The sequence below is a fragment of the Rhizobium sp. KNZ2-6A genome (genome assembly GCF_056755475.1).
Map to the genome: position 1 here is coordinate 13,003 of NZ_JBNDIC010000032.1, position 24,559 is coordinate 37,561.

The 24,559-nt window shown below is 59.0% G+C and carries 24 protein-coding genes and 7 pseudogenes; 19 read left to right on the plus strand and 12 right to left on the minus strand.

The annotated features are described in order from the left end of the window. The first annotated feature begins 19 nt into the window (after window positions 1–19). The 8 genes from ACPYOP_RS20960 (at window position 20) to ACPYOP_RS20995 (ending at window position 5,207) form a co-directional block, all read left to right on the plus strand. Window positions 20–637 carry a LysE family translocator gene (locus tag ACPYOP_RS20960; protein ID WP_481412249.1) on the plus strand — a complete coding sequence of 206 codons (618 nt, stop codon included), beginning with the start codon at window positions 20–22 and terminating at the stop codon, window positions 635–637. A gap of 129 nt (window positions 638–766) precedes the next feature. Continuing rightward, window positions 767–1,123, plus strand: coding sequence for a hypothetical protein (locus ACPYOP_RS20965; RefSeq protein ID WP_481412250.1), 357 nt, complete (start codon window positions 767–769; stop codon window positions 1,121–1,123). A gap of 8 nt (window positions 1,124–1,131) precedes the next feature. Next, complete coding sequence (locus ACPYOP_RS20970) at window positions 1,132–1,332, plus strand: type II toxin-antitoxin system VapB family antitoxin (protein ID WP_481412251.1); 201 nt, start codon at window positions 1,132–1,134, stop codon at window positions 1,330–1,332. Next, on the plus strand, window positions 1,329–1,733 hold the full coding sequence (locus ACPYOP_RS20975; RefSeq protein WP_481412252.1) for a type II toxin-antitoxin system VapC family toxin: 405 nt from the start codon (window positions 1,329–1,331) through the stop codon (window positions 1,731–1,733). Before ACPYOP_RS20970 ends, ACPYOP_RS20975 begins: the two co-directional genes overlap by 4 nt. Further along, window positions 1,730–2,905: a tyrosine-type recombinase/integrase gene (locus ACPYOP_RS20980; protein ID WP_481412253.1), complete on the plus strand. Its 1,176-nt coding sequence runs from the start codon at window positions 1,730–1,732 to the stop codon at window positions 2,903–2,905. Before ACPYOP_RS20975 ends, ACPYOP_RS20980 begins: the two co-directional genes overlap by 4 nt. A gap of 528 nt (window positions 2,906–3,433) precedes the next feature. After that, window positions 3,434–3,691 carry an OST-HTH/LOTUS domain-containing protein gene (locus ACPYOP_RS20985; protein WP_481412254.1) on the plus strand — a complete coding sequence of 86 codons (258 nt, stop codon included), beginning with the start codon at window positions 3,434–3,436 and terminating at the stop codon, window positions 3,689–3,691. 119 nt (window positions 3,692–3,810) lie between these two features. Next, on the plus strand, window positions 3,811–4,017 hold the full coding sequence (locus tag ACPYOP_RS20990) for a cold-shock protein (RefSeq protein ID WP_481412255.1): 207 nt from the start codon (window positions 3,811–3,813) through the stop codon (window positions 4,015–4,017). A gap of 215 nt (window positions 4,018–4,232) precedes the next feature. Further along, window positions 4,233–5,207, plus strand: coding sequence for a 3'-5' exonuclease (locus tag ACPYOP_RS20995; protein ID WP_481412256.1), 975 nt, complete (start codon window positions 4,233–4,235; stop codon window positions 5,205–5,207). Between the two features lie 106 nt (window positions 5,208–5,313). Here ACPYOP_RS20995 and ACPYOP_RS21000 read toward each other — a convergent pair whose 3' ends face one another. Next, window positions 5,314–6,480, minus strand: a complete 1,167-nt coding sequence (locus ACPYOP_RS21000) for an ATP-binding protein (protein ID WP_481412257.1) — start codon at window positions 6,478–6,480, stop codon at window positions 5,314–5,316. A gap of 475 nt (window positions 6,481–6,955) precedes the next feature. Continuing rightward, window positions 6,956–7,260: pseudogene (locus tag ACPYOP_RS21005) on the minus strand (site-specific integrase); the annotation flags it as partial. 198 nt (window positions 7,261–7,458) lie between these two features. Between ACPYOP_RS21005 and ACPYOP_RS21010 the strand changes: the two are divergent. Next, window positions 7,459–7,881 (plus strand): DUF4168 domain-containing protein, encoded by a 423-nt coding sequence (locus tag ACPYOP_RS21010; protein WP_481412258.1) that lies wholly within the window; start codon window positions 7,459–7,461, stop codon window positions 7,879–7,881. A gap of 1,089 nt (window positions 7,882–8,970) precedes the next feature. Here the strand turns inward: ACPYOP_RS21010 and ACPYOP_RS21015 are convergent. Further along, complete coding sequence (locus tag ACPYOP_RS21015) at window positions 8,971–9,666, minus strand: DUF932 domain-containing protein (protein WP_481412259.1); 696 nt, start codon at window positions 9,664–9,666, stop codon at window positions 8,971–8,973. Window positions 9,667–10,350: 684 nt separating this feature from the next. On the opposite strand from ACPYOP_RS21015, the gene ACPYOP_RS21020 reads away from it, so the two are divergent. After that, window positions 10,351–10,881 (plus strand): recombinase family protein, encoded by a 531-nt coding sequence (locus tag ACPYOP_RS21020; RefSeq protein ID WP_481412302.1) that lies wholly within the window; start codon window positions 10,351–10,353, stop codon window positions 10,879–10,881. Between the two features lie 42 nt (window positions 10,882–10,923). Here the strand turns inward: ACPYOP_RS21020 and ACPYOP_RS21025 are convergent, their stop codons facing one another. The 8 genes and pseudogenes from ACPYOP_RS21025 to repA form a co-directional block, all read right to left on the minus strand. Further along, on the minus strand, window positions 10,924–11,271 hold the full coding sequence (locus ACPYOP_RS21025; RefSeq protein ID WP_481412260.1) for a DUF736 family protein: 348 nt from the start codon (window positions 11,269–11,271) through the stop codon (window positions 10,924–10,926). A gap of 521 nt (window positions 11,272–11,792) precedes the next feature. Continuing rightward, window positions 11,793–12,095 (minus strand): ArsR/SmtB family transcription factor, encoded by a 303-nt coding sequence (locus tag ACPYOP_RS21030; protein WP_481412261.1) that lies wholly within the window; start codon window positions 12,093–12,095, stop codon window positions 11,793–11,795. Window positions 12,096–12,252: 157 nt separating this feature from the next. Next, window positions 12,253–12,459 (minus strand): annotated as a pseudogene (locus ACPYOP_RS21035) (DUF1612 domain-containing protein); the annotation flags it as partial. A 101-nt stretch (window positions 12,460–12,560) separates the two neighbouring features. Next, a pseudogene (locus ACPYOP_RS21040) lies at window positions 12,561–12,827 on the minus strand (ArdC-like ssDNA-binding domain-containing protein); the annotation flags it as partial. Window positions 12,828–12,905: 78 nt separating this feature from the next. Beyond that, window positions 12,906–13,100 carry a hypothetical protein gene (locus tag ACPYOP_RS21045; RefSeq protein ID WP_481412262.1) on the minus strand — a complete coding sequence of 65 codons (195 nt, stop codon included), beginning with the start codon at window positions 13,098–13,100 and terminating at the stop codon, window positions 12,906–12,908. A gap of 94 nt (window positions 13,101–13,194) precedes the next feature. After that, a complete protein-coding gene (gene repC / locus ACPYOP_RS21050) occupies window positions 13,195–14,409 on the minus strand; it encodes a plasmid replication protein RepC (RefSeq protein WP_481412263.1) in 1,215 nt (404 codons plus the stop codon). A 156-nt stretch (window positions 14,410–14,565) separates the two neighbouring features. Continuing rightward, a complete protein-coding gene (gene repB, locus ACPYOP_RS21055; RefSeq protein ID WP_481412264.1) occupies window positions 14,566–15,588 on the minus strand; it encodes a plasmid partitioning protein RepB in 1,023 nt (340 codons plus the stop codon). Further along, complete coding sequence (gene repA / locus ACPYOP_RS21060) at window positions 15,585–16,799, minus strand: plasmid partitioning protein RepA (protein WP_481412265.1); 1,215 nt, start codon at window positions 16,797–16,799, stop codon at window positions 15,585–15,587. Before repA ends, repB begins: the two co-directional genes overlap by 4 nt. 696 nt (window positions 16,800–17,495) lie before the next feature. On the opposite strand from repA, the gene traI reads away from it, so the two are divergent. The 5 genes and pseudogenes from traI to ACPYOP_RS21085 all read left to right on the plus strand — a co-directional run. Next, the gene (gene traI / locus ACPYOP_RS21065) at window positions 17,496–18,122 is read left to right on the plus strand and encodes an acyl-homoserine-lactone synthase (protein WP_481412266.1); all 627 of its coding nucleotides are present in this window, start codon (window positions 17,496–17,498) and stop codon (window positions 18,120–18,122) included. A 10-nt stretch (window positions 18,123–18,132) separates the two neighbouring features. After that, window positions 18,133–19,104: pseudogene (trbB, locus tag ACPYOP_RS21070) on the plus strand (P-type conjugative transfer ATPase TrbB). Beyond that, a pseudogene (locus ACPYOP_RS21075) lies at window positions 19,094–19,474 on the plus strand (TrbC/VirB2 family protein); the annotation flags it as partial. The pseudogenes trbB and ACPYOP_RS21075, both read left to right, overlap by 11 nt. Beyond that, on the plus strand, window positions 19,469–19,768 hold the full coding sequence (locus ACPYOP_RS21080) for a conjugal transfer protein TrbD (protein WP_481412303.1): 300 nt from the start codon (window positions 19,469–19,471) through the stop codon (window positions 19,766–19,768). The pseudogene ACPYOP_RS21075 and the gene ACPYOP_RS21080, both read left to right, overlap by 6 nt. Before the next feature lie 9 nt (window positions 19,769–19,777). Further along, window positions 19,778–20,587 (plus strand): annotated as a pseudogene (locus ACPYOP_RS21085) (VirB4 family type IV secretion/conjugal transfer ATPase); the annotation flags it as partial. A 114-nt stretch (window positions 20,588–20,701) separates the two neighbouring features. On the opposite strand, the gene ACPYOP_RS21090 reads toward ACPYOP_RS21085, so the two are convergent. Further along, window positions 20,702–21,604 carry a LysR family transcriptional regulator gene (locus ACPYOP_RS21090; RefSeq protein WP_481412267.1) on the minus strand — a complete coding sequence of 301 codons (903 nt, stop codon included), beginning with the start codon at window positions 21,602–21,604 and terminating at the stop codon, window positions 20,702–20,704. A 147-nt stretch (window positions 21,605–21,751) separates the two neighbouring features. On the opposite strand from ACPYOP_RS21090, the gene ACPYOP_RS21095 reads away from it, so the two are divergent. The 4 genes and pseudogenes from ACPYOP_RS21095 to ACPYOP_RS21110 all read left to right on the plus strand — a co-directional run. Next, window positions 21,752–22,525 carry an SDR family oxidoreductase gene (locus ACPYOP_RS21095; protein ID WP_481412268.1) on the plus strand — a complete coding sequence of 258 codons (774 nt, stop codon included), beginning with the start codon at window positions 21,752–21,754 and terminating at the stop codon, window positions 22,523–22,525. A gap of 72 nt (window positions 22,526–22,597) precedes the next feature. Next, window positions 22,598–23,974 carry an aldehyde dehydrogenase family protein gene (locus ACPYOP_RS21100; RefSeq protein ID WP_481412269.1) on the plus strand — a complete coding sequence of 459 codons (1,377 nt, stop codon included), beginning with the start codon at window positions 22,598–22,600 and terminating at the stop codon, window positions 23,972–23,974. Window positions 23,975–23,987: 13 nt separating this feature from the next. Next, complete coding sequence (locus tag ACPYOP_RS21105; RefSeq protein ID WP_481412270.1) at window positions 23,988–24,254, plus strand: hypothetical protein; 267 nt, start codon at window positions 23,988–23,990, stop codon at window positions 24,252–24,254. 8 nt (window positions 24,255–24,262) lie between these two features. Continuing rightward, window positions 24,263–24,514, plus strand: a pseudogene (locus ACPYOP_RS21110) (low temperature requirement protein A); the annotation flags it as partial. Between the last annotated feature and the right edge of the window lie 45 nt (window positions 24,515–24,559).

The window sequence follows — 24,559 nt, forward strand, 5'->3', positions numbered from 1 at the left end:
ATCAGCGAAGGGATAGAATATGTCATTTGATCTGTATTTAGCTTTTGTCGCTGCGACTGTCGCTCTTGTTATTCTACCGGGTCCGAATGTAGCCCTTATCACCGCAAACTCGATCGCCTATGGGCGAAAATTTGGTTTGATTTCGGTCGCGGGCACGAGCGCGGCAATGATTCCTCAATTGGTCCTGACGATCCTTGGAATGGCGGGGCTCCTTGGGTTGGCTGGAGAGCTTTTTGAGTGGGTTCGTTGGGCTGGGGTTGCCTATCTGGTGTATCTCGGTATTCAGGCGTGGCGTGCGCCTGGTATCGACCTCACGAAACTCAAACCGGAACCTCGTTCGGCGAGATCTACATTTCTCCGTGGTTTTCTAGTGTCGTCCTCCAACCCAAAAACCTTGTTGTTCTACGGAGCGTTTTTCCCTCAGTTTGTTTCTCCATCTGCCGATATTGGTCCACAGCTCCTGATCCTCTCTCTTTCATTCCTACTGATCGCGTCTGCTCTGGATTGTTGTTGGGCGCTGCTTGCCGATCGTCTTCGTTGGCTTCTCACGACACGCGGGGTGGTTCGGAATAGACTCACCGGCTCGTTTTACCTTGCGGCGGCCGCTGGATTGGCGAGCGTTAAGCGAGCCGGATAGTGTCGCGGAACTCCTGCAGACTATCCTAAAACCTGGATGGCCCTAAACTTCTGAAGCCCGGTGAAAGTTTTCGGACAGTCTGCCTGACTTTTGCGATGTCGCAGAATAGGGCGTTTTGCGGCAGCTGCAATGTCCAGTGTTGGTGCATTCCAGCAAATTCAGAAGATTCCGCTGATCTTGGAAGACCAATACAGCTATCATTACAACGAAAACGATTTCGCTGCACCAAACCCGATCGACACTGGTGAAGTCGTGGCAAATCACAGCCCGCAAGCCGCCTATGTTAGAGCCCAAACCCGTGCCCTCTCCACCGATCCGGTGCCGCGCCGTTCGGATGAAGTGTATCAAGTATCGATAGCGAGCCATCTGCTGTGGCTTTTCTTGCCATCTCGGGCCGGCATCGCTATATTTGGCGGGATCTCGATAGAGGAAAGCCGATGTCCGAAACACAACTCTCCGTCCGCAGCACAAAAGCGAGAGACCTAGCCCATGCGATGGCGCGCCGCACCGGGCAGCCAATCAACAAGCTCGTCGAGCAGGCACTCGAGCGCTACGATCTGGAACTGCGCCAACAGTCTGCCCGGGCGCCGATCGATGTCCTATCGGACTTGATGGCCGAGGGCCGGCGTGCTGTGCCGCCCGGCACGACATCTGCGCATGACGATTTCTACGACGAATATGGTTTGCCACGATGATCGCTGTCGATACGTCGGTCATTCTGGCGATGGCCTTAGGTGAGCCGGAGGCCGAACGGTTCATATCATTGGTGGGTCGGGAGGCACTGGCAATCGGTTGGCCCACTCTGCTTGAAGCTCGAATGGTGCTGACAGGAAGAGGATTTCCAAACGCTTCGGACATCGTTGATCAGTTTGTCCGGCTTCCAAACGTAACCGCGATTACTTTCGACGATAAGCATTATCGCGAAGCGGAACGAGCGTTCGACCGCTTCGGTAAAGGTCGCCATCCAGCCGCACTCAATATGGGCGACTGCTTTTCCTACGCCGTTGCCGCGGTCGCCAAGGCCCCGCTCCTGTTCAAGGGCCAGGATTTCGGCAGGACCGATGTGAAATACCACCCGGCGTCGGCAAGCCAATGACACGCAAAGCCGTCACCCAACCCGTCCCTGCCGATCCAGTGCAGCGTCGTGCCGAAGAACTCGATGCGCTCGACGCGATCCTTCCCTTCGACCGCCGCGACCAGCTGGCAACGCTGCTAACTGACGACGATGTCGCTACACTCAAGCATCTGGCAAACCAAGGCATGGGCGACAATACGCTCAGGGCGCTTGCCTCCGATCTTGGCTACCTCGAGACCTGGTGTCGGCTTTCCATTGGCGCTCCCCTCCCCTGGCCGGCGCCCGAGGCGCTGCTGCTGAAATTCGTCGCGCATCACCTCTGGGATCCGGTGGAACGGGTCGAGGATCCAAACCACGGCATGCCGGCCGAGGTCGAGGCGGGATTGCGCGTCGAGGGGCTGCTGCGCGCCGACGGCCCGCACACGCCCGATACGGTGCGCCGGCGCCTCACCTCCTGGTCGATCCTGACGCGTTGGCGCGGTTTTGCTGGCGCGTTTTCAGCGCCGACACTCAAGACCGCGTTGCGGCTGGCCGTGCGCGCCGCGCCGCGGCAACGTCGCCGCAAGAGTAAAAAGGCGGTCACCGGCGACATCCTGGCGAAACTGCTGGCAACCTGCGCCGGTGAACGTTTGGTCGATCGCCGCGATCGGGCGCTATCGCTCCTCGCCTTCGCCTCCGGCGGCCGCAGGCAATCGGAAGTGGCGAGTTTGCGGGTCGAGGATCTAATCGACGAGGAACCGGTACATGCCGATCCGGCCGACGCAAGCTCCCCTCCCCTGCCCTGCCTGACGATCAGCCTCGGCCGCACCAAGACGACGACGGTCGATGATGACGAACATGTCGTGTTGATCGGCCGGCCGGTGATCGCTTTGAAGCATTGGCTGACCGAAGCCAGGATCGAAACCGGACCGCTCTTCCGGCGCATCGACCAATGGGGCAATATCGATCGGCGGGCGCTGACACCGCAATCGGTCAACTTCATCCTCAAGGCACGCGTCAAGCAGCCCGGCCTGGACCCCGAGATGTTCTCGGCGCACGAGCTCCGATCAGGATATCTGACCGAAGCGGCCAATCGCGGCGTCCCTCTTCCCGAGGCGCTGCAGCAGTCCCTGCACAGGTCGGTGACGCAAGCGGCGAGCTATTACAACAATGCCGAACGGAAGAACGGACGCGCGGCGCGACGGGCCATTTAGCACGCGATGCCGCGCGGCCCAACGCGCCGTGTTCATCATTATCCACAGCATTCATGCCTCCGCAGATGATTGGCGTGCGATCCTGAAACCGGCCGCTTGAGGCCGTCCGCAGCAGTCCCGCATCTCCATGCCAAAACGGCTGTTTCGAGAAGATCCATTCGGGAACACGTTTTGGGAATGTCGTCCACCTGCAGGGCACGATCACCCAACGCTCGCCCGGGCTTCCCGACCAGCCTTCCCAAGCGGGAAGGATGCTCAAGCGTTATTCAGCGCGGCCAGGAATTCAGCCGGCGATTTGCAGCCGCTCAGGGACACACGATCGTCGATCAAGATTCGAGTGGTCAGCTGACCACTGGATCAACCTATTGAAAAACCGTGCTTTTTACGATTCGTGATTTTTAAGTGGGTGCGGGATGATCGGCGCAAGCAGATCACCCGAGATCCTCCACGGGCAACAACATCCCGATGGATTTAGAAGGACAGCGAGGAGGCTACAAGCCGCTGCAGCCCCCGAGTGCGGCGGTTCCCTTGATTAAGAAGGTGTTATCGCACGAGGATGCGGACGATGGCTGGGTCAACCTGGCCATGGTCGGCAAGCAGCTCTCAAACTTGGCGCCGGACTTCGATCCACGCACCTTCGGATTCCCAAAACTGAGCGATCTCGTGCGGAAAAACAATCAGTTCGAGGTTCAGCAGGGGGGGGTGGCCCAATCAGAATTCGCGGCAAGCGATCGGGTAAGAAACAATCATAGTTGGCATGGCCAGCGACCATTAAACATCGGCTAGGTAACGCAACCGGAATTCCAGCTTTTCGAGATAGCCAGAACCGTCTATCTGTACCATGGCAATCAAGAGGATAGTTTGCCGGGGTGAATTCGGCGGGACGCGAGAACAAGGAGGAGACTATGGCGACCGGTACCGTGAAGTGGTTCAATGCGACCAAGGGGTTTGGGTTCATTCAGCCCGAAGACGGCAGCACCGATGTTTTCGTCCACATTTCGGCTGTGGAGCGCGCCGGTATGCGCGGTCTGAACGATGGGCGGAAGATCACCTATGAACTGGTGAAGGATCGCAAATCCGGCAAGATGTCGGCGGACAACCTGCAGGGATAAGCCAATTGCGGATGCGGTAGTGTTTCGGAAGGCCGGGTTTGATCCGGCCTTTTGCGTTTGAGGCACCTGCCCTTCCCTGCGCGCTGCCTTGGCCGCACAGCGGCTCTATATGATAGGAGCATCTACCTGCAACGGTGCAAAAGCTGCATTGTGTGTTGCCCGGCGTTTGACTGTTTTCTATTCTAAAGCCTGATCATCAAGCATCGAAAGCTCACATGGACCCTCAACTAGACATGTTTGCGAGGCCGACGGTCGAGGCACGATCGCAACTCCGTGAAGCGCCTCCCCGGAAGAGCCGGCCATCGCCTGCCTCTCTCACGGACGAAGAGATGGTGCGCAAACTCGAGGCTGGCGGCCAGTATCGCATTCTTCGCAAGCTCGTACCAAGGAAAATTGCGGTCAGCAGGCGTCCGGAGTTCCAGCGGGTTTGCGTGATCCTCGATACAGAGACGACCGGTCTCAATCATCGCAATGATGAGATCATCGAGATCGGCCTGGTTGCCTTCACATTCGATGATTTTGGCCATATCGGCGATGTCATCGGCGTCTATGGTGGATTGCAACAACCAGGCACGCCAATCCCTCCCGAAATTACCCGGCTCACCGGCATTACCGATGAGATGGTCGAAGGTCAGATGATCGACATGCGGCAGGTCCGCGGGATGGTTGCGCCGGCGGATCTGGTAATAGCGCATAATGCCGGCTTCGATCGGCCGTTCTGTGAAGCATTTTCAAATGTTTTTGCTGCTAAGGCCTGGGCCTGCTCGGTTTCCGAAGTTGACTGGAGCGCCCGCGGTTTTGAGGGCACCAAGCTTGGATATTTGATCGGGCAGGCGGGGTACTTCCACGAGGGTCACCGCGCCGTCGATGACTGCTTTGCGCTGCTTGAAGTTCTCGATCGCAGTGCCGGAGACGAGGGGAGGCCATTCGCGGAGTTGGTCCGCACCAGCGGGCAGTCACGGGCGCGTATTTTTGCCGAGCATAGTCCGTTCGAGATGAAGGATCATCTGAAGGGCAGGGGATATCGCTGGTCCGATGGCAGCGATGGCCGGCCGAAGTCCTGGTGGATCGAAATCGACGAGGACGCGTTGCGTGACGAACTGCATTACCTACGCTCGGAGATCTACCGCTGGGAGGAGGCCGACCCACCCATCCAACATCTGACCGCTTTCGATCGCTTCAAGGCATAATCAGGTTCCCGAACCCAAGCGCATCACGCATCTATTTCGGTGCATCAACGGGTGGCGCGGACGTCGTAATGACTGATGTCATGGCTCTCTACAAAAGCCATTTCTCCTAAACGAGATCAAGCAGGTTTTTTCCTAACGAGGCGAGGGGCATTGCTTCGATACCGTTCTGCAGCGGGAAAACCTCTTGTCCGGGATAGACGACAATGCGCCGCGCCGGATCGATATCCTCGCAGGCAAGATAGAAGCCTTTCTCGAGCTTCGGTGTCAGGCTGCGCTTGATTTCGATAGCCCAAGGACGACCGCCTGGTGGGGTGAGAAGGAGGTCGATTTCCGCGCCCGCCGACGTCCGATAGAAGTTGCTCTGGGTTCCGGCCGGTGCTGCTTCTATCAACGTCTCGATCACGAATCCTTCCCAGCTTGCGCCAGCCACCGGGTGACCGAGCAGGTCCTCCTGGGTGGTCAGTCCGAGCAGGGTATGCGTGATGCCGCTGTCACGAACGTAAACCCGTGGTGACTTGACCAGGCGTTTGCCAACGTTCGCATGCCAAGGCTGAAGGCGCCGCACAAGCAGCAGATCAACCAGGAGATCGAGATAGGACGCAACCGTCTTGCCGTCGACGCCCAGCGCGCGCGCGAATTCAGCTGCGTTCAAGAGTCCGGATTGATGATGGGCCAGCATGGTCCAGAAGCGCCGTAGGGTTTCTGCTGGAATACGCGGGCCAAGCAAGGGAATGTCCCGTTCCAGATAGGTCCGGATCAAGTCCTGCCGCCACCGTTGGCTTACACGGTCATTCGCAGCGAGAAAACTATCGGGAAACCCACCCCGCAGCCATAAGGTGTTCAAATCGTCGGCGGGCACTTCCAAGCCATCGATGGGACCCATTTCCAGATAGGCGATGCGGCCTGCCAGCGTTTCCCCCGACTGTTTCAACAGGTTAATGGATGCTGAGCCGAGGAGCAGGAAATGCCCGGCTTTCCTTCCATCTCGTCGGCGACGATCGATAAGACCACGCAGATTCTGGAAAAGATTGGGCAGGCGATGAACTTCATCCAAGATCACCAGCTTGTCGCTATGCTGACTGAGATACAGCTCCGGTTCGGCGAGCTTGGCCCGGTCGGCATCAGATTCCAGATCAAGGTAGATCGACGGACGGTGGTCCGCTATGCCGAGCGCCAGTGTCGTCTTGCCAACTTGGCGCGGGCCAATCAGCGCAACGGCAGGGCTTGTGTCGATCAGCTCGTTCAGTTCAGCGGTAATTCGGCGTTTAATCATCCTTGCATTTATGGAGTAGAATTCCATAATTACAAGGTTTAACTATCAAAGATCGAGCCATTTGACGACGACTGGGCTTGATGACGACGCGAGCGGCTCTGAAATGACGTTGGTATAGCGAGTAATCAAGCGGCCAAATTCCTGAGTGCCGCGGATGGGTTCGGCAAGATTGCGATCGGCTCCCAACCTAAGGCCGATGCGGTCTGGAGAAAGTCAAGGCATGCCCGATGTTGTTTCAGCACTTTGTCGATATCACGGGTCGTCATGCCTAGCAGGCATTTCGACGGCAGCAGGAGTGCGTGGACGCTAGTTATCAGGGCAGGGTGCTGGGATCTTGGCTTATGTGATCCGAGGAGGGCTGCCAGGCGTCTTTTTCTTGGGGGCGTGGACGCCTGGCGAAGTAAAGTCCACCGGGCAGTGAACACCCTAACGATACAATCCCCAGCATCGCGTATAGACCGCCCGAATGGGTAGGTACCCGAGCCGGGCGGCGGTTCTTTCGTTCGGCATTGTTATGATAGCTTGCCGCCTGCGTCGCCGTTTTGTGTAGAGAGTGCTGCCTGGTTTCGGGCAGTGGAATGCCAACGGTTGTTGGCGTCTGTGAGACAGCGGGACCGCAGCCCATGCGCCGAAAACTAGATCCGACCTAGTCCGGCCTGTTTGACACGCGTTTTGAGGACGAGATCGGCCGATCAGCGCGACCTGTGCGTCGTTATCGACCGTCGTCGTCCTGGTGCGACCAAGGCAACTGGTCAGGCAGGGGGACCGCTTCGAAGCTCGGGCTCCGATTAGACGCGGAATATCGCCGCCTGGCCGTCAACAGGTCGCCGCGCTATTGCCCCATAGAAAACGTATAACAGCCACATTGTCGCCGGATCGTTTTTCAACCCCAACCGACAGGCAAAATCAATGCGATATGCCGCCGTTCACGCTACGCCATCAAGAGGTGTTCCCCCACTCCACAAGAGAGGAATTAAGATGATCACTCGTTATATCCCTGCCGCATCGTTGACCGCTGCAATCTTGAGCTTGATGTTTCTCAACAGTCCTGCGTCCGCACAGCAAGCAACGTGGCAGAAGCAATCGACCCAAGGACAACCAGATAGCAATGGTACGGCTGCGATCGTGAGCGATCAAAAAATCGAGGCTTTTACGGTCGCATATCTCCAGGTGGACAAAATCAAGCAGGAATACTCGGCCAAGATCGGAGCAACATCGGATCCGACCGCGAAGCAACAGCTAAGGACCGAGGCTAGCAAACAGATGGTACAGGCTGTTCAGACCTCTCCCGGCATGTCAGTAGACGAATACAACGCGATTTTAGCGGCTGCAAATAGGGATCCGGCGCTCGTTAAGAAGCTTCAGGACAAGCTTCAGAAATCCGCGCCTGCACAGCAGTAATCGACACCACGATCGCCAGGCAAATTGATCACCCACCGCGGCCGCGCCGAGTGCCCAATCTTGGCGCGGTACAGATCCGGGATAGCTTCATCACAACAGTCGAAAGGCGAAACGATTACAGACCGTGAACGTGAATTGGCCGTCAGACTTCGCGAGCCACGCGCCTATCACTATGGGATTGGCAAGCGCGTTTAAGGTCTGCCGGCATCTGATCAGCTGAGGACTCGCACGACATTATCCCAGCATCCCAACTATAGTGGTTATTCCGTCCCATTAATCTCCCACAGGTTCAGCGCATAGCGTGCGTGCCGACGCTCACCCGAGCGCGTGAGCGCACCTTTCTCCACCAAATCATGAAGATCACGCGTACCCGGCCTCGCGCCGGGTATGGAGAAGCCCGGCGTTCCAATCCGTGGGGCTTCTTCCATCGATCGGTTGACCTCCGATCAAAGTAAAGGATCCGGCTTTCCCTCCGGATCCTTTTTTATTCAGCTTCGTCTTATCTATCCTGGCCCTGGTTGCTAGTGGCGCCGGTGCGAGCGGTGCGACGAATGAATGATGGTCGGACTTGATGCGCTATAGCGGCTCTGGGGAGGGGCTTGGGCTTCTCTCACGCCTGGTCCGCGACGCTCGACGCGGTGCGGGGCTGGAGGGGCGCGCGCAATTAGGGGAGGCTTGGAAAATGCGGAGAGAGCGTATATATACTGGAGTGTGGGGCGAGCTTTCGCCCACCCCACGTTTTCTTACGTGATCAATGAGACCCGGATCGTGAGTAGCCAGCTCGTCCGGGTCTTCTTAATCGTAAGAGACACGCTAAATGGCCAATGCCACATGCGTTATCCTCCAGTTCGAGGGCAAGGCCGTTGCCACGGTCGGGCTGGCCAATCCTGCCCGATAGCGCCGGCTGGCACGGCGCGGCTGCTTCCGCCCTCGAATCTGCGATAGCTCCTTATCGACAAGCTGAGCCGATTCTTCAATGATTGATTGTCCAATAAAGGCATCAGTGGCGTTACAGAAGCAGCAGGTTCATGACGCCATTGTCCGCGCCGCTACTGGCAGCGCGATGCGTTCAAACCATCGGAGCCGTGATTATTTTACCGCCTTCAGCTCCGCCATCTTTTCTCCGAGGATCCACAGCGCCTTGTTGAGCTTGATATCCTGGTCAATACCATTGACGGCGCGGGACCTGACGCGGCGAGCTCGGCCGAGATCGTCACGGCCAATGCCACGCAAGCCGCCTCGGATCGCGTTTTCCTGCGAAACATTCCATACCGTCCAGAGATCGTTGGCGCGATCGTCATGGCGACGGGGGACCAAGAACTGCTCCGGCTTGATCGGGGTTGTCGCCTCTCCGTCGGCATCTCCGAACCTCAAGACATGCACCGCCTCGGCAAGAACCTGCTTTTCGTCACGGCTGAGCGTATGCGTCGCCCAGTCCTGCGGGGCTGTCAGGCTGCGTTCCGCCTCGCTCAACACTCGGTAGGTTCCCTCGATGACCTTGGCGCCGACGTCACCGGAGTGACGGACTTTGATCGCATCGATGGTTCCGGTCTGGATTACAAGCGAGTTCATGCAGCGGATACGAAAGAACCCAGCCAGAAGCTCGTACGCACTGGTGCCATCGTTGGCGTTCTTCAGGAGGATTTCGCAGACGGTATCGCCGACATGATAGACTTTTCCGTCGTCGACACGGCGCAGACGGATAAGATGCTTGGTGAAATCGGCCCTTCCTTCGGTTCGGCTGGCGGATTGCTTCGCGCCAACCGGCACAAATCCCTCGGCCATCAGCCCACGTAGGACTGGTCGGAATGGGCCTGAAGCGTTCGGAACGGCTTTCGTGGGCCGATGTTGCGAAAATCGAGGGCGCGAGCTTGCGCATCTCGGTTTCGGTCATTGCGCGGCCGGTGTCGAAACGGGCGGTCTCGGTATAAACAGTCATGTCTTCTCTCCTATTTGGTCTCGCGAAGCGGGAGCACCCCGCTCCTGCTTCCCGAGCTCGTGCGGAACAGCGGGAGAGAAGGGGGCAAGGGCAAAAACCGAGGGGTATCGCCCACCCGGAGGGCGGCCGTTCACGGCCGGCCGGAGTGGCGAGTGCGCCGACGGCGCGATCGTCCTGCAGGCCATTGGGCCGAAGGATGGGGACACGGGCTTTAGCGCTTGCTGGGAAGAGAGGGCGGAGCCTTCTTTTCCCGACAGAGGAAGAGGTTTCGCCGGTATCAGCGCAAATGCGCGAGCATTTGTCGCGGGCCGGCGTCATGGTGCTGCGAACGCGACCTTACGGGCGGAATCGTTCCTGGCATCAGCGGAAGCGGGTAAGGACGCAGTGTTACCACCGCATCCTCCCCTCAGAACCGTACGTGCGAGTTTCCCCGCATACGGCTCAAGTTTTCTCGAAGCCCCTTTTGACAGGAGCCGGCTTCACTACCGATAATCCACGGCTGTGCAGGTTCTGGTGACACAGCTGCGCTGATCGAGTTCGCGCAGGAGCAAGGATACAGCGTACCCGATGAATGGGTGATCGAGGACGAGGGCTTCAGCGGCGCCAGCCTGGCGCGGCCAGGTCTGGAGCGGCTGCGTGATCTCGCCGCCGAGGGCCACCTTCAGGCCATCCTGATCCACTCGCCGGATCGGCTGAGCCGCAAATATGCTTATCAAGTCCTGTTGACGGAGGAGTTCGCCCGCCATGGCGTCGAGACGATATTCCTGAAGGCACCACATTCCGGCACGCCGGAAGATCAGTTGATGCTGCAATTCCAGGGCATGATCGCCGAGTATGAACGGGCACAGATTCTCGAACGATCCCGTCGCGGCAAGCGCCAGCCTGGCCCCTTAACCCTCTTGCGACTGAAGGTATCTGCGCCATCTCTCACAAGACGGCGCATCCAAACGGAGGGTACTTTGTCGGAAAGGCTTCAAACAATCTCGTTGCCAAAATTGCCTGCTTTCCTAGACTACTGTTGGTCGTACAACAGGTTCACTGTCGGGTCGCTTTTAATCTGACGCCCCGACTGAACAATGAGGAATTGGACTCACACTCCTTTCTTACCTCCCTTCCTCTAGTGTTTCGTGTCGCGCCCAGGGGATGACGGCCATCAGATCATCGTCGTCCTGACCGGGATAGCGCCCGAGATTGGCGTTGAGCTTGCCGTATCCGGTGTTGACGGCCAGCGTGAAGTAATCGCCGCCGTTCTGGTTCTGCTTTTTCCAGATGCCGCCGATCCCGACGCGCTTGCCGCGTGGGCTCTTGGCGAAGAGGCGATAGACGGGAGCCTTGGCGTTGTTGCTTTCGAATACCTCGCCGGTGATATCGAGGTCGTAGGCGATGGAAGCGATGTTGCCGGAAAGGCTATTGTCTTCGTTGAAGCGGATGAAGTTGACGAGATCGGTCATTGCAGTGTCTCCTTTGTTTGCGTTGCCGATGGGCACGAAACACGGCCGGAGAAAGGTCAGCGCAGACGCGAGGCGTTTGTCGCGAAGACTGCACCCGAAGGGGCGGAGTGGAACGGAGCGCCGCCGAAGACGGCGATTTTGATGCGCGAGGAATGGGGACAAGCTTGCGCTGAGCCCAGGGGAAAATCGTCGGCGCAGGCGGTTGCAGGCTGACCGGCCGGCCGTAGTGATCCATCTTTGAGGCAATGCAAACAAAAGAGAGACGGGAGACGCTTCATCTCGTCTTGTCCGCATGTGACGAAACGCCTTGACCGGCGACATTGGTTCTATCCGCGAATGAGTGTTGCATGCCGGATTGGCAAAGAGGATCGAAAACATCGACGCCTTGGGACAGAGAAACTGGCAGCCGGTTGCTGGTCCAGACCATGCATGGTGGAGCGTCGCGCTTGGCGGCATCTGGAAGAGACAGGGGGAATGCATTTGGCGATCGCCGCCCTATGACATTTTGGCTACCGTCCAACTCATGCGCGAGCCCCTTTTTTCGGGCGGAAGTACAGGGCCGAAAGAACCCAGCGAACCTGGTCGGAGACGCAGGAATAGTAAACGGTTCGCGCCTCCTTGCGTGTTACGACCAATCTCGTGGCGCGCAGCTTGCCGAGGTGCTGGGACAGGGCCGATTGACTGATCCCGACCGTTCTTTCCAGTTCGCCGACGCTCCATTCCCTCACGACGAGCAGCGACAACACTTGCAGCCGCTTCGGGTTTGCCATGGCGCGAAGCACCATCGCATGTCTTTCGAGTTCATCGGGAATAAGGTCAGGCATCGCGGCTTCTCCTTGCTGATATGATGCTGGTCCAGCCGGATGCATGATCCCGGCTACGACCAGTTGGAGAATGATACTGGCGCGCCGCGAACGGCTACGACAACTATCAGTTGGGAGCTGCTGGCACGGCGCGGCTGCTTCCGCCCTCGAATCTGCGATAGCTCCTTATCGAATCGATGGCCTGCAGCACCACCGGCAGATTCTCGGCCTGCCGCAAGACCGCCCGCCATTCGTCGAGCCGCGCGTCCTCGTCCCAGTCGAGATCATAGACCAGCGGATCCTTGGCCCGCGCCGGGCCGGGCGTCTTTGCCTGTTCGATCGCCGCGTCTGATCGGGTGAGCACCGCATCGATGGCGGCGAACTCGTCGTCGAGTCGAGCCGAGTATCATCGTCTTCGCTGCCTTCCCCCTACCCTCCTCCGACCGGACCGTCGGCGACCGGCTCGGCATCGCTGCGAGCAGCGATGCCTTTCTCGCCCTTTCGGACTTGTGCGCCTAGATCCTGCGCCTGCCGATAAGTCATCCAGGTGTTTTCCTCGTAGCCGAACATCTGGCCGGAGATCCACAGCATCAGGACGTTGATGCCGCGATAGGCTTCGCCGGTCGCGCGGCGCGGGATAAGTGAGCTGCGTACGTTGCCGCGCCAGGGGCGTATCCACGGCTTGGTGCCGGCTTCAAGCTGCTCGGCGATGGTATCGGTGATGCGTTGGTAGGTGTCCTTGATGCTCTGCATGGCCGTCTCCATTCCGTTGGTTGACGGCAAAAAACGGAGATATCGCCCCCTCCCGCAAACGACCTCAAGCAGGAGGCCCTAGTCGAGCTTTTCCACCGGGGCTGCTTTTCCGAGCACCCCAACCTGTTCGACCGAGATACACTCCAACGCCTTGTGGCCGAGGCCGGGCTCGACGAACTGGGTGTTGCATCCGTCCTCGACGGCGACCGCTTCTCGTCCGATGTCGAAACGGACCAGGCCGACCGCATGCGCTCGGCATCCGGAGCGTGCCACACTTCTTGACCATGTTTTTCAACCTATAATCCGCCAATTATCACTTTGATCGCGGCAATTTCGCTTTTGCGGTGCTGCCGTCGGTATGCAAAATCTACCCGGCCTTGAATGCCGTTAATCCGTTCGCCTTTAACAACGCTACAATCATGGGGCCAAGAGAGAATTCTCCGCGCTCGGTTCGCCGAGTCAGAGCCCGCAAATAGCCGCCTGGCGAGTTGATGAGGTTTGCACGCTCCAGGATGCACGCGATCGCCGCGGCCGCATTCTCCGGCCCCATGGTCTCACAGGCATCCTGATAGGCCGACGCACTGACCCCCAGCATAGATCGAACTACCACCGCAGCCGACATTAGCTCGCGCCAGCTTCCGATTGCGCCTCCCGGTCCATAGTCGGCAATCGCCGGGCACGCCTTTAGCACCATTCCCAGCGGAAACGCCTTGATCGTCTCACTCATCGGTGGACGCTTGTTCCCCAGTTTTGCGCCCGGCTCTGTTTCAGAGCTAGGTTCAAGTTCATTTAGGGATTCGGGTTTTGAATTTTGTATGTGCCGCTCGCTATGATCATCATTGGTGCTCTTATTTTCTGGATTTCCCAGAATACTCAATCGGTTGATCACTTCCTCCTGCAGCATCTGCATTTCTTCGAGGATTGTAGCGACGTCGGAGAGTGTCGGGGCGCGGGGGATCCGGCCGACGAGCGCGATATACATCCCTTCGATCGCCTGCCAGTCGCCATCAGCGCCTTCATCCATTGCTGCGGTAATCAGCTTGCGAACGTCGCGCCTGCAGATTGTCAAGCTTTCCTTCGTCTTGCGAAACGTCGCACGGTCGGCCATCACTTGCTGCGCCATCACGGCCAGCTCTTCCGAACGGGCAAGGAGGGGAGAGAGGTCGAAGCCGAAGGCACTCTCGATCTCGCCGGCGCCGTCTTTGCGGGCATAACGCTTGCCATTGGCGCTGTCCTTCCGAACGATCAATCCAGCCTCGACCAGGGTCGCGATATGGCGACGCAACGTTGCTCCGGCCATTCCATGCGCTCGAAGGGCAAGCTGGGCGTTAGACGGGAAGACGATCAACCTGGCATCCTGGCGCAATTCATTGTCCGGATAAAAGCTCAATAGCGCGTCGAGTACGGCGAGACTATTGGACTGGATGCCGAGCACATCCATTGCAGCGGAAACGTCCCTGAAGACCTTCCATTTGTCCGCTGTCTTTCCCCGCTTGATGTCGGCCAACGCCATCTGGCGCCGCACGAGCGCAAGCGTCACCGGCCGCCGCCCGAATGGCGTCGTCACACTTCCCGTTTGCATCGTCTTTCACCTCTTCAGTAGGCAAAAGAAACCCGCTCACCAAAACGGTGCCAAAGAACTCTTGACGAGGATTCGAGGAAATGCGATTCTGTTCTTGCTACAGAGACAGAAGGGCTTCCGCGACGGCGACGTTGAGGAGGCTCTTTTCTTTTGCGGTTACTCTCCCTGTTTCCGTTGGTTCGCTGCGTAGTATGCTTGATATAGCGCCGGCACTTGCTCCAGCACAAAAGCCGCAAAATCAGGCGCTGCCTTCCGATCGATCGTGATTTCGAGTTTTGCCTTGCTCTGCGTCACCTGGGCAATTCTGGTGCCATCTGGAGTGGACATGACCGCTGGAAGCCCTCGCGCAATCCGACTGGGCTTGAGCTTGGCAATTATTGCTTTGAACCGATCCGCCGATGTCAGCGCTTGGACATCCTTCGACATCGCATATTCCACCACATCCGCCGCTGATGCCGCTTTCTCGAGCAGCTCTGCAAGTTGCTGCCAGCTCGACCGACCAACACCCGGAGCAGCGCCAATGGCGTCGATCAGTGCTGAGGGGAGGCCGTCGACAAGCAAAAGCATCTTCGACAGATTGCTCTTGTCGATTGACATCGCAGCGATGACAATCTCGCGCGGAAACTGCTTATTCAGATGATACGCGAAACGCGCCTTCTCGATGAAGGTAAGATCTTCGCGCTCGTTGTTTTCTTGTCCTTGTGCGACAACGAGTTGCTCGTCCGTCAATTGGCGGACCACGGCTTTGACCGGGAGACCCAACTCTGAGACGGCGCGCAGTCGACGGTGGCCAAAAGCAACCTGATATCGGCCGGAGAGCTCCGGATGAGGTCGAACAAGGATCGGAACCTGCTGACCTTGCTCTCGAATCGAGGAGAGCAGGCCGTCGATATTACCCTGCATGCGATCCCGAATGAACGACGGCTCGATCACCGAGGCGTCCAGTTCTATAACGGAATGACCTTCGGCGAGGCGCCGCTCAATCTCCTCGGCTCGACCGAGACGATCAGTTTGCTCACGCAGGGCGTTACCGATGTTTGCTGTCAGCTTCGTTGCTGGGTCGCGCTCCTTCCGCGCCACCCCAAGAAGTGGCATGGAGCGGCTCTTGGCCGCCCTGCTATCAACGGATGACGTGTCAGGGACGTCTGCGGAGACGCCAAGAATATGTTTTCGGCTCATGTGGTTCTACCCCATGCTGCTTTAATCAAGGTCTCTATCTCGTCATTGACGGCATTCATTGCCTCCAAGGCGCGATCATATGTCGAGCGCGTGAACTGCCCGCGCTCAACCTCAAAAAGGGTCTGGTTTGTCAGACCGGCATCCGATACCGCCGTGGTTTTCAGCATCGGGAAATTGAGGACATTCTCGCCGAATATCGACCGCAAATAGCCGACCATCTGGTTCTGGGGCCCATCGCTCGGTTCAAAACGCGTGATGAGGTAGCGCATCCAGTTGAACTTGAACTCAGCACCGGCGTTCTCGATTTCGCGGAGCAGATTCGACGTCATCGCCAGGAACTGGTTCATCGACATCACATCGAGCATCTGCGGATGGACCGTGACCAGAATTGACGTGGCGGCGGTCAGTGCCGAAAGTGTGAGGTAGCCGAGCTGGGGAGGGCAATCGATCACGACGACATCGTAATTGTTTGCAATGTCTTCGATCACTTGGCTGATGCGGCCATAAAAGAGCGTGTCGCCTTCCTTGCGCTTCATCAACGCGCGGGGGGTGTCGTGCTCAAACTCCATCAGTTCGAGGTTACCGGGAATGAGGTGCAGGTCGGGAATATAGGTTCCTCGGACAACTTGCTCGATCGGGACCTGCTCTTCATCGTATCTGATGGCGCCGTATAGCGTTTCGTTCGGGCCAACATCCGTTTCCGGTTGGCTGCCAAACAGTGCCGAAAGGCTTGCCTGGGGATCAAGATCGATGGCGAGAATACGATACCCACGCATCGCGAGATACTGCGCCAGATGCGCGGCCGTGGTGGTCTTGCCGGATCCGCCCTTGAAGTTCATGACCGAGATCACTTGCAGCTGCTCGCCGTCGCGCCGATGCGGCAGGTAACGGCGACTTCCGCGGCCGATCTGGTCCATATGCTTGCGGATCGCATGAATATCATCAATTGAGAAATTCCGTCGGCCACCCGGGCTGACGCTCACCTTCAGCTCTGGCATTTCCGAAGCAATCTGTCGCAAATAGGACTCGCCGACGCCAAGGAGCTTGGACGCCTCAGAGGGACCAAACGTTCGGATTCCCTTCTCCGACGTTGGTGGGAAGACCTTGAGATGATGTGCTTGAAGTTGGCTTGACAGGGCGTCGGCATGGCGCTCCATCAAGGCGGTCAATCCTTCAATCATAGCTGCTGCTTTTGCGGCGGTCTTCGCCATCTCAAAACCCATTCATTGCTAGTGGCGATATTTTTCGCGAAACTGGTAAAGTTCCGCCACTGGCAATAAGCCCCGATTCTGAACTTTCGGCAAGGGTTTTTAGGTTAACGAGAGGTTAACGCCGCAAGAGCAAAAACTTCAACCCAAACCGATTTTCTATTCAATATCGCGCGGTTAGCAAGCGTATCGACGCAACCTGTTCATGCTATGTTTTACTGTGAATCCTATAATTCCACCGCCCCGACTTCTGGGTAAAGAGCCTGCGGTCGCGAAAGCGGGGATCAATTGCACAGCGACTCACTCAGTGTGACATGAGACTTCTGGGATTGCTCCATTCCTGTCGTCCTGTGTTCGTGCCGGCAAACAGCAACGGAGATACTCATGCAAGTTCCGGCGACCTTTTGACCTGCCACTGCAAATATCAGTGAGCCGCCTGCTTCGTGTCCATCATAGGCCTCGCTCCGAGGTTTCTTCCGGTCTGTTGGGCTCGGGGTCGAAGTTGCCAACGGTTCGTAGTCCGACAGGTTCGACAGACTGCCGCCAACGGGGGTAACCAGCCATCCTCCAATGAACTCAGGTCGCAAAACATGACGCATTTCCTGTCGCCTCGACTCAACCACTGTAGAATTCTACACTCCATCCATCAGGTTTTCTGTGCTGATCTCCAGCTGTCTATCAACAACGGGGGTCTTCACAATGATGGTGCATGCACTCGGCGATACTTCGTTTGACACAGGCAGCACGCTGATTGACGAACAGCATCGGCTACGAGCCCGGGTCTTCGCAAATCGGCTCGGCTGGAGCGTCAGCGTCCTGAATGGTCGCGAGACCGACGAATACGACGCTCTGCCCACGATCACCTACATCCTCGCGGTGACAGATGCCGGAGAGGTTGTCGGATGTGCAAGGCTTCTTCCCGCCACCGGTCCGACCATGTTGGCTCGGACATTTCCGCAGCTACTTGCGTCGGGTCGCCTCGGGGTTCATCCCGGCATGATCGAGAGTTCACGCTTTTGCGTCGACACGTCGCTTAAAGAGGGCAGGGGAGGGGCTCTTCACGAGGCCACGCTTACGATGTTCGCCGGCATCATCGAATGGTCGAGAGCACATGGTTACGACGAAATTGTCACGGCGACCGATCTGCGGTTCGAACGAATCCTCAACCGGGCCGGCTGGTCGATGCGCCGCCTCGGGGAGCCATGCACGATCGGCGATACGATAGCGGTCGCGGGCTCACTTCCCGCGGATGCTGCGAGCTTCAACCGGGTTCGTCCAGCCGGATATAGGTCAACGATCGTGCCAAACCGCCGGCATGCGGCGTGAGGAGGGTGCCGTGAACCAACTACGCTCCCATCCCCGACTGGTCCGTAAGCTTCAAGACGCACTCGGCGAGCATCTCTGCGTGGCGCTCGACGATGCGAGCGTGGTCGAGATCATGCTCAACCCTAACGGCAAGCTGTTTGTCGAGCGTTTGGGCCACGGCATTACACCGGCTGGCGAAATGTCTCCATCCACGGCCGAGATCGTTATTGGCAGCGTGGCGCATGCACTGCAATCGGAAGCCGACGAAGAGCGGCCCATCATATCCGGCGAACTGCCGATGGGTGGGCATAGATTCGAGGGATTGCTTCCACCAATCGTCGGACGGCCGACCTTCACCATTCGGCGCAGGGCGTCCCAGCTTATTCCGTTCGACGACTACGTTACTTCAAAGGTGATAACCGAATACCAAGCGGGCATCATCAGAAGCGCCATTTCCTCACGACTGAACATTGTCATTTCCGGTGGCACAGGGTCCGGCAAGACCACGCTCGCCAATGCCGTCATTGCCGAAATCGTCAAAAATGCTCCGGAAGACCGAATCGTCCTCCTGGAGGACACAGCGGAAATCCAATGCACGGCCGAAAACTCCGTGGCGCTCCACACGAGTGACACCATCGATATGGCGCGACTTCTGAAGAGCACCATGCGCCTGCGTCCGGACCGCATCGTTGTCGGGGAAGTGCGCGACGGGGCGGCGCTGACCTTGCTCAAGGCGTGAAATACGGGACATCCCGGAGGGGTCACGACAATCCATTCCAACACAGCGATGTCGGCGCTGCGGCGTCTCGAGCAACTGACGGCAGAGGTTAGCCAGCAGCCCATGCGCGAAGTCATTGGGGAAGCGGTCGATCTGGTGATCTCCATCGAACGCACGCCGAAGGGACGCCGTGTGCGCGACGTCGTCCTTGTCGAACGCTTCACCGGCTCCCAATACGAAACCGAGACCTATCCCCAGATCGAGGAGGAACGCCATGTCGCGTGATTGCAATATCGTTCTTGCCGCGGGCGCTCTGACGCTGACCTTCTGCCTGATCTTCGTCGGTCCCGCCATGGCGTCTTCCGGTGGCGGCGGTCTGCCGTGGGAATCCCCGCTGCAGCAGATCCAGCAATCGATCACAGGACCAATTGCAGGTTTCATCGCGCTTGCTGCGGTCGCCATCGCAGGTGGCATGCTGATCTTCGGCGGCGAACTCAACGACTTCGCGCGGCGGCTTTGCTATATCGCCCTTGTCGGCGGCGTGCTTCTGGGCGCGACCCAGATCGTCACCCTGTTCGGCTCCACCGGCGCATCGATCGGAGAAGCCTCCGTTCCTTCGAGCGTGGCTCTGCCAGAAGGGGAGGGGCACGTGGGTGAGCTCGGCTCCAATCTTGTCCGCTCAAGGATTCATCGAGCACTCTCGCGCCCGAACCTCCTGATGGGAGCGGATCGCGAGCTCGTTCTGCTCACCGGTCTTGCCGCGGTGATCCTGATCTTCGTGGTACTGACCTGGTATGCGGCACTGTTCGGCATGGCGATCTGGCTGGTGGCGGTCGCGGCACTCCGAATGATGGCCAAGGCCGATCCGCTGATGCGCAAGGTCTATGTTCGCCACATCAAGTACAAGAGCTGTTACCGGGCGACGTCGACGCCCTGGCGTCGGCACTGAGGAGCGGGCATGGTCTCTCTCGCTCCGTTTCGCCAAACCGGCCCGTCCTTCGCCGACCTCGTCCCTTATGCGGGCCTCGTCGCCAATGGCATTATCCTGCTCAAGGACGGTTCACTGATGGCTGGCTGGTACTTCGCCGGGCCAGATTCGGAAAGCTCTACCGACGCTGAGCGAAATGAGGTGTCGCGTCAGATCAATGCGATCCTCTCGCGGCTCGGATCCGGCTGGATGATCCAGGTTGAAGCGATCCGCATTCCGACAACAAATTATCCGGCTGACGGGGATTGTTTTTTCCCCGATGCCGTCAGTCGGGCGATCGACGCCGAGCGCCGCATGCATTTCGAACGCGAAAGCGGCCATTTCGAGAGCCAGCACGCGCTGGTCCTGACTTACCGACCGCCCGAATCACGCCGCTCCTGCCTGACGCGTTACCTCTATTCGGATGGGGAGACGCGCTCGACGTCCCACGCCGACAAAGCGTTGGAGATGTTCGAAACCTCGATCCGCGAGGTCGAGCAATACCTCGCGAACGTCATATCCATCCGGCGGATGGTGACGCAGGAAGTGGAGGATCAGAGAGGCCATCGGATGGCGAAATACGATGAGCTCTTCCAGTTCATCCGCTTCTGCATCACGGCCGAGAACCATCCGATCCGACTGCCCGCCATTCCCATGTATCTCGACTGGCTGGTGACGGCCGAGCTGCACCACGGCCTCGCGCCGACCGTCGAGAATCGCTTCCTCGGTGTCGTTGCCATCGACGGTCTGCCGGCTGAAAGCTGGCCGGGTATCCTCAACGCGCTCGATCTTATGCCGCTAGCGCTGTCGACGGGCCGAACCGCGCCGTCGAGAAACGGTCATTCCCCACAACCGCGAGAAATGGTTCGTAACGCTGTCGTCGTTGATCGGCTTTCACTTAACGCAACGGGCAGCCTATTCCAAGAGTTGCCGCTCCAGCAGCGCTTCGAGCCACTCCGCAAACACCTGCAGCCGACGTGAGAGATGCTGCCTGTGCGGATAGAGCAGCGTCACCGGCATGGATTCAGCGCGGTGATCGAGCATTACTTCGAGGAGTTCGCCGGCGTCCAGATGACGCCGCACATCGTAAGCGGGGATTTGGATCAGGCCCAGGCCTGCGAGGCAGCAGGCGATGTAGGCTTCGGCGCTGTTGACCGTGACGCGGCCCCTCAGCGACAGAGATCGCACCGCGCCGTCTTCGACCCACTCCCAATCCTCGACCCGCCCGCTGGAAGGTGACGCATAGTTGACGGCCCAATGGTCGCCCAGGTCATCCGGCGATTGTGGTGTTCCGTTCCGCTTCAGATAGGCAGGGCTTGCAACATTGATGAGCGGCAGCTTGCCGATGGGCCGCGCGATCAGGCCGGAATCGCTTAAGGGTCCGACGCGCAGCACGCAGTCGACACTGTCCTCGATCAGGTTGATGGCGCGGTCGGTCACGCCGAGATCGATGTCGATCTGCGGGTAGCGGTCGAGGAATTCGGGTAGCGCCGGGGCAATGATGAGCCGCCCGATCCGACCGGGGACATCGATCTTCAACCGGCCCGATGGCTGAGCGGCCGTCTGCCGGAACAGGTTCTCCGTATCCTCGACGTCGGCGATGACCTGCTGGCATCGCTCATAGAAGGCCGCGCCGTCCTGGGTCGGCGACACTTTGCGCGTGGTGCGATGAAGCAGCCGCGCACCGACACGGCCTTCCAGTTCCTGAACGGCCGCCGAGACGGACGATCGGGGAATGCCGAGCGTATCGGCAGCACGGGTAAAGCTCGCGCATTCGACGACGCGGGAGAAGATGCGGAACAGGTCTATGCGGTCCAAGTGGTCGACGCCTCAATTGCACTGAATTTCTGACAAGTGATGTCAGAATGATCGTCTTTATCGTGCAATCCTAGACGGTATTGTCGTCTTCAGGAAGCGGCCCCGACATCGATGAGGTCGCGCAGCCAGCAAAAGGAGGCCGCCCTCATGACCGATCACAGCATCAAGGGAAAAACCGTCATCATCGCCGGCGGGGCGAAGAACCTCGGGGGGCTGCTCGCCCGCGATCTTGCTGCACATGGCGCAAAGGCGATCGCGATCCACTACAACAGCGCAGCCAGCAAGGTCGAGGCCGACGCGACGGTTGCTGCGGTAAAAGCGGCCGGAGCCGAGGCCGTGGCCTTCCAGGCGAACCTGACGACGGCTGGCGCGGTGGAAAAGTTGTTTGCGGATGCGGTTGCCGCCATCGGCAAGCCCGATATCGCCATCAACACCGTCGGCAAGGTGCTCAAGAAGCCGATCATCGAGATCTCGGAAGCCGAATATGACGAGATGACCGCCGTCAATTCCAAGGTGGCGTTCTTCTTCCTCAAGGAGGCCGGCAGGCATCTCAACGACAACGGCAAGATCTGCACGCTCGTCACGTCGCTGCTCGGCGCGTTCACGCCGTTCTATGCCGCGTATGCCGGCACCAAGGCACCGGTCGAGCACTTCACGCGGGCCGCTTCGAAGGAATTCGGTGAGCGCGGCATCTCGGTGACGGCGATCGGGCCGGGGCCGATGGACACACCTTTCTTCTATCCGGCCGAAGGCACAGATGCGATCGCCTATCACCGGTCGGCGGCGGCGCTTTCGAAGTTCTCCAAGACCGGCCTCACCGACATCGAGGACATCGTCCCCTATATCCGCTTCCTCGTCTCGGACGGCTGGTGGATGACCGGCCAGACCATCCTCGTCAATGGCGGCTATACGACGAAATGAAGCTGCGGCGCCTCGGCAGGCCTGCCATTGCCGGGGCGCTTCTCTTCCCGTCGGAATTGAAGGGAGGTCGCGATGACCAATCCGTTCCAGTCCAAGCTCGACGCCCAGCGCGAACATTTCCTGAGCGATGCGACCAAGAGCTATGAATGGCGCATCGACCAGCTCGATCGCATGGAGCGGATGCTCACCGACAATAAGGATGCGCTCTGCGCGGCGCTTCACGAGGATTTCGGCAAGCCTCCCTTCGAGCAACTGTTCGAGATCACAGTGCCGATGGGCGTGATCCGCTATTATCGCGAGAACCTGAAGACGCTGATGGCGCCGGAGCCGATGAAGATTCCGCACGGCCTCGAAGCAACCGGCAATCGCGGCGTCATCTACAAGGAGCCCTACGGCGTCGCGCTGGTGATCGGCCCCTTCAACGCGCCGATCCTGCTGCTGCTCGACCCGGCGATCGCCGCGCTCGCCGCCGGCAACACGGTGATCCTCAAGCCGGCCAACACCACGCCGCGCACGGCAGCGCTGCTGGCCGATCTCGTGCCGCGCTATTTCGCGCCGGAGAACGTCAGCATCGTCACCGGCGGGCGCGAACAGATTTCGGCGCTGCTGGAGCTGCCGTTCGACTTCATCTTCTTCACCGGCTCCTCGGCGGTCGGCAAGGTGGTAATGCGCGCCGCTGCCGAGCACCTGACGCCGGTCCTGCTCGAACTCGGCGGACAGAACCCGACAATCGTCGATGCCACCGCCAATCTCGACATCGCCGCCGACCGCATCGCCTGGGGCCACAACGCCATCTCAGGCCAATGGTGCATCGCGCCGGGCTATGTCTGCGTGCATGAGAGCGTCGCCGACGCCTTCATCGCCAAGCTCAAGGCTTCGATCGTGAATATGTATGGCGACGATCCGAGCCGGAGCCCGGACTTCGCGCGGATGATCAGCACGCATGACGCGGAGCGGGTCGCCTCCTACATTCTGCCCGAAAAGATTGTGCACGGCGGGCGCTTCGATGTCGCGGCGCGCTATGTCGAACCCACCATTCTCTATCCTTCCGATTGGAGCGATCCGGCGCTGCAACAGGAGGTGTTCGGTCCCGTCCTGCCGGTGCTGGTCTATTCCGACCTCAAGGCGACGATCGACATCATCAAGCGTAAGCCCAAGCCGCTTGCCGCCTATATCTTCAGCAAGGACCAGGGGACGATCGACCAGGTGCTGGCAAGCCTTTCCTTCGGCGGCGGCTGTATCAACCAGACCAACCTGCATTGCTGGATCGACAGCCTGCCCTTCGGTGGCGTCGGCAACAGCGGCATCGGCAAATACTACGGTAAGGCTGGCTTCGACGCGCTGAGCAACACCAAGGCCATGCTGATCGGTAATCCCGATGTCGAGCTGGATGTCTTCCCGCCCTATGCGGGCAAGGACATCGCGAAGAACCTGAGCGTGTTTTCCTGAGGGGGATCGATCGATGCACATGGCAATGGTGATCGGCGGCGGCATCGTCCTGCTCGGCCTGTTTCTTCTGTTCGGCAGGCTCTGGGGCGGTGTCGATCCCGATCTTGCCATGGCGGCCAAGCTCTTCATCCCGGCCTGGCTCATCGTCTCACTCGTCAATATATGGGTGGGCGTGACGAAGGCCGGCTATTCGGTGCGCGACGAACTGCCGATCCTGCTCGTCGTTTTCCTCGTGCCCGCGGTGGTCGCCGGTCTCGCCGCCTTGCGGCTGGCGCGGTGAGGAGCGCCATGTCCGACCACGCTCCCGCCCATCATCCGCTGCTGCGCCGCCGCGACGGCCATCATGCGACAGTCAGCTTCGCCGAGCTGTTCTTCGACCTCGTCTATGTGTTCGCGGTCACCCAGCTCAGCCACGAGCTTCTGACCAACCTGACGCTGACCGGCGTCGTCGAGACGCTGATCCTGTGGTTCGCGGTCTGGCTCGGCTGGCAATATACCTGCTGGGTCACCAACTGGTTCGATCCCGAGACCGCCCCTGTGCATTATTGGGACACAGATTCACGGTAGCGGCGTGAGGATCACTGG

What these genes read in the sequence shown, in the direction of transcription:
- ACPYOP_RS20960 (WP_481412249.1), top strand. Translation starts at nt 20, where the DNA reads ATGTCATTTGATCTGTATTTAGCTTTTGTCGCTGCGACTGTCGCTCTT.
- ACPYOP_RS20965 (WP_481412250.1), top strand. Translation starts at nt 767, where the DNA reads ATGTCCAGTGTTGGTGCATTCCAGCAAATTCAGAAGATTCCGCTGATC.
- ACPYOP_RS20970 (WP_481412251.1), top strand. Translation starts at nt 1,132, where the DNA reads ATGGCGCGCCGCACCGGGCAGCCAATCAACAAGCTCGTCGAGCAGGCA.
- ACPYOP_RS20975 (WP_481412252.1), top strand. Translation starts at nt 1,329, where the DNA reads ATGATCGCTGTCGATACGTCGGTCATTCTGGCGATGGCCTTAGGTGAG.
- ACPYOP_RS20980 (WP_481412253.1), top strand. Translation starts at nt 1,730, where the DNA reads ATGACACGCAAAGCCGTCACCCAACCCGTCCCTGCCGATCCAGTGCAG.
- ACPYOP_RS20990 (WP_481412255.1), top strand. Translation starts at nt 3,811, where the DNA reads ATGGCGACCGGTACCGTGAAGTGGTTCAATGCGACCAAGGGGTTTGGG.
- ACPYOP_RS20995 (WP_481412256.1), top strand. Translation starts at nt 4,233, where the DNA reads ATGGACCCTCAACTAGACATGTTTGCGAGGCCGACGGTCGAGGCACGA.
- ACPYOP_RS21000 (WP_481412257.1), bottom strand. Translation starts at nt 6,480, where the DNA reads ATGATTAAACGCCGAATTACCGCTGAACTGAACGAGCTGATCGACACA.
- ACPYOP_RS21010 (WP_481412258.1), top strand. Translation starts at nt 7,459, where the DNA reads ATGATCACTCGTTATATCCCTGCCGCATCGTTGACCGCTGCAATCTTG.
- ACPYOP_RS21015 (WP_481412259.1), bottom strand. Translation starts at nt 9,666, where the DNA reads ATGGCCGAGGGATTTGTGCCGGTTGGCGCGAAGCAATCCGCCAGCCGA.
- ACPYOP_RS21025 (WP_481412260.1), bottom strand. Translation starts at nt 11,271, where the DNA reads ATGACCGATCTCGTCAACTTCATCCGCTTCAACGAAGACAATAGCCTT.
- ACPYOP_RS21030 (WP_481412261.1), bottom strand. Translation starts at nt 12,095, where the DNA reads ATGCCTGACCTTATTCCCGATGAACTCGAAAGACATGCGATGGTGCTT.
- repC (WP_481412263.1), bottom strand. Translation starts at nt 14,409, where the DNA reads ATGCAAACGGGAAGTGTGACGACGCCATTCGGGCGGCGGCCGGTGACG.
- repB (WP_481412264.1), bottom strand. Translation starts at nt 15,588, where the DNA reads ATGAGCCGAAAACATATTCTTGGCGTCTCCGCAGACGTCCCTGACACG.
- repA (WP_481412265.1), bottom strand. Translation starts at nt 16,799, where the DNA reads ATGGCGAAGACCGCCGCAAAAGCAGCAGCTATGATTGAAGGATTGACC.
- traI (WP_481412266.1), top strand. Translation starts at nt 17,496, where the DNA reads ATGATGGTGCATGCACTCGGCGATACTTCGTTTGACACAGGCAGCACG.
- ACPYOP_RS21095 (WP_481412268.1), top strand. Translation starts at nt 21,752, where the DNA reads ATGACCGATCACAGCATCAAGGGAAAAACCGTCATCATCGCCGGCGGG.
- ACPYOP_RS21100 (WP_481412269.1), top strand. Translation starts at nt 22,598, where the DNA reads ATGACCAATCCGTTCCAGTCCAAGCTCGACGCCCAGCGCGAACATTTC.
- ACPYOP_RS21105 (WP_481412270.1), top strand. Translation starts at nt 23,988, where the DNA reads ATGCACATGGCAATGGTGATCGGCGGCGGCATCGTCCTGCTCGGCCTG.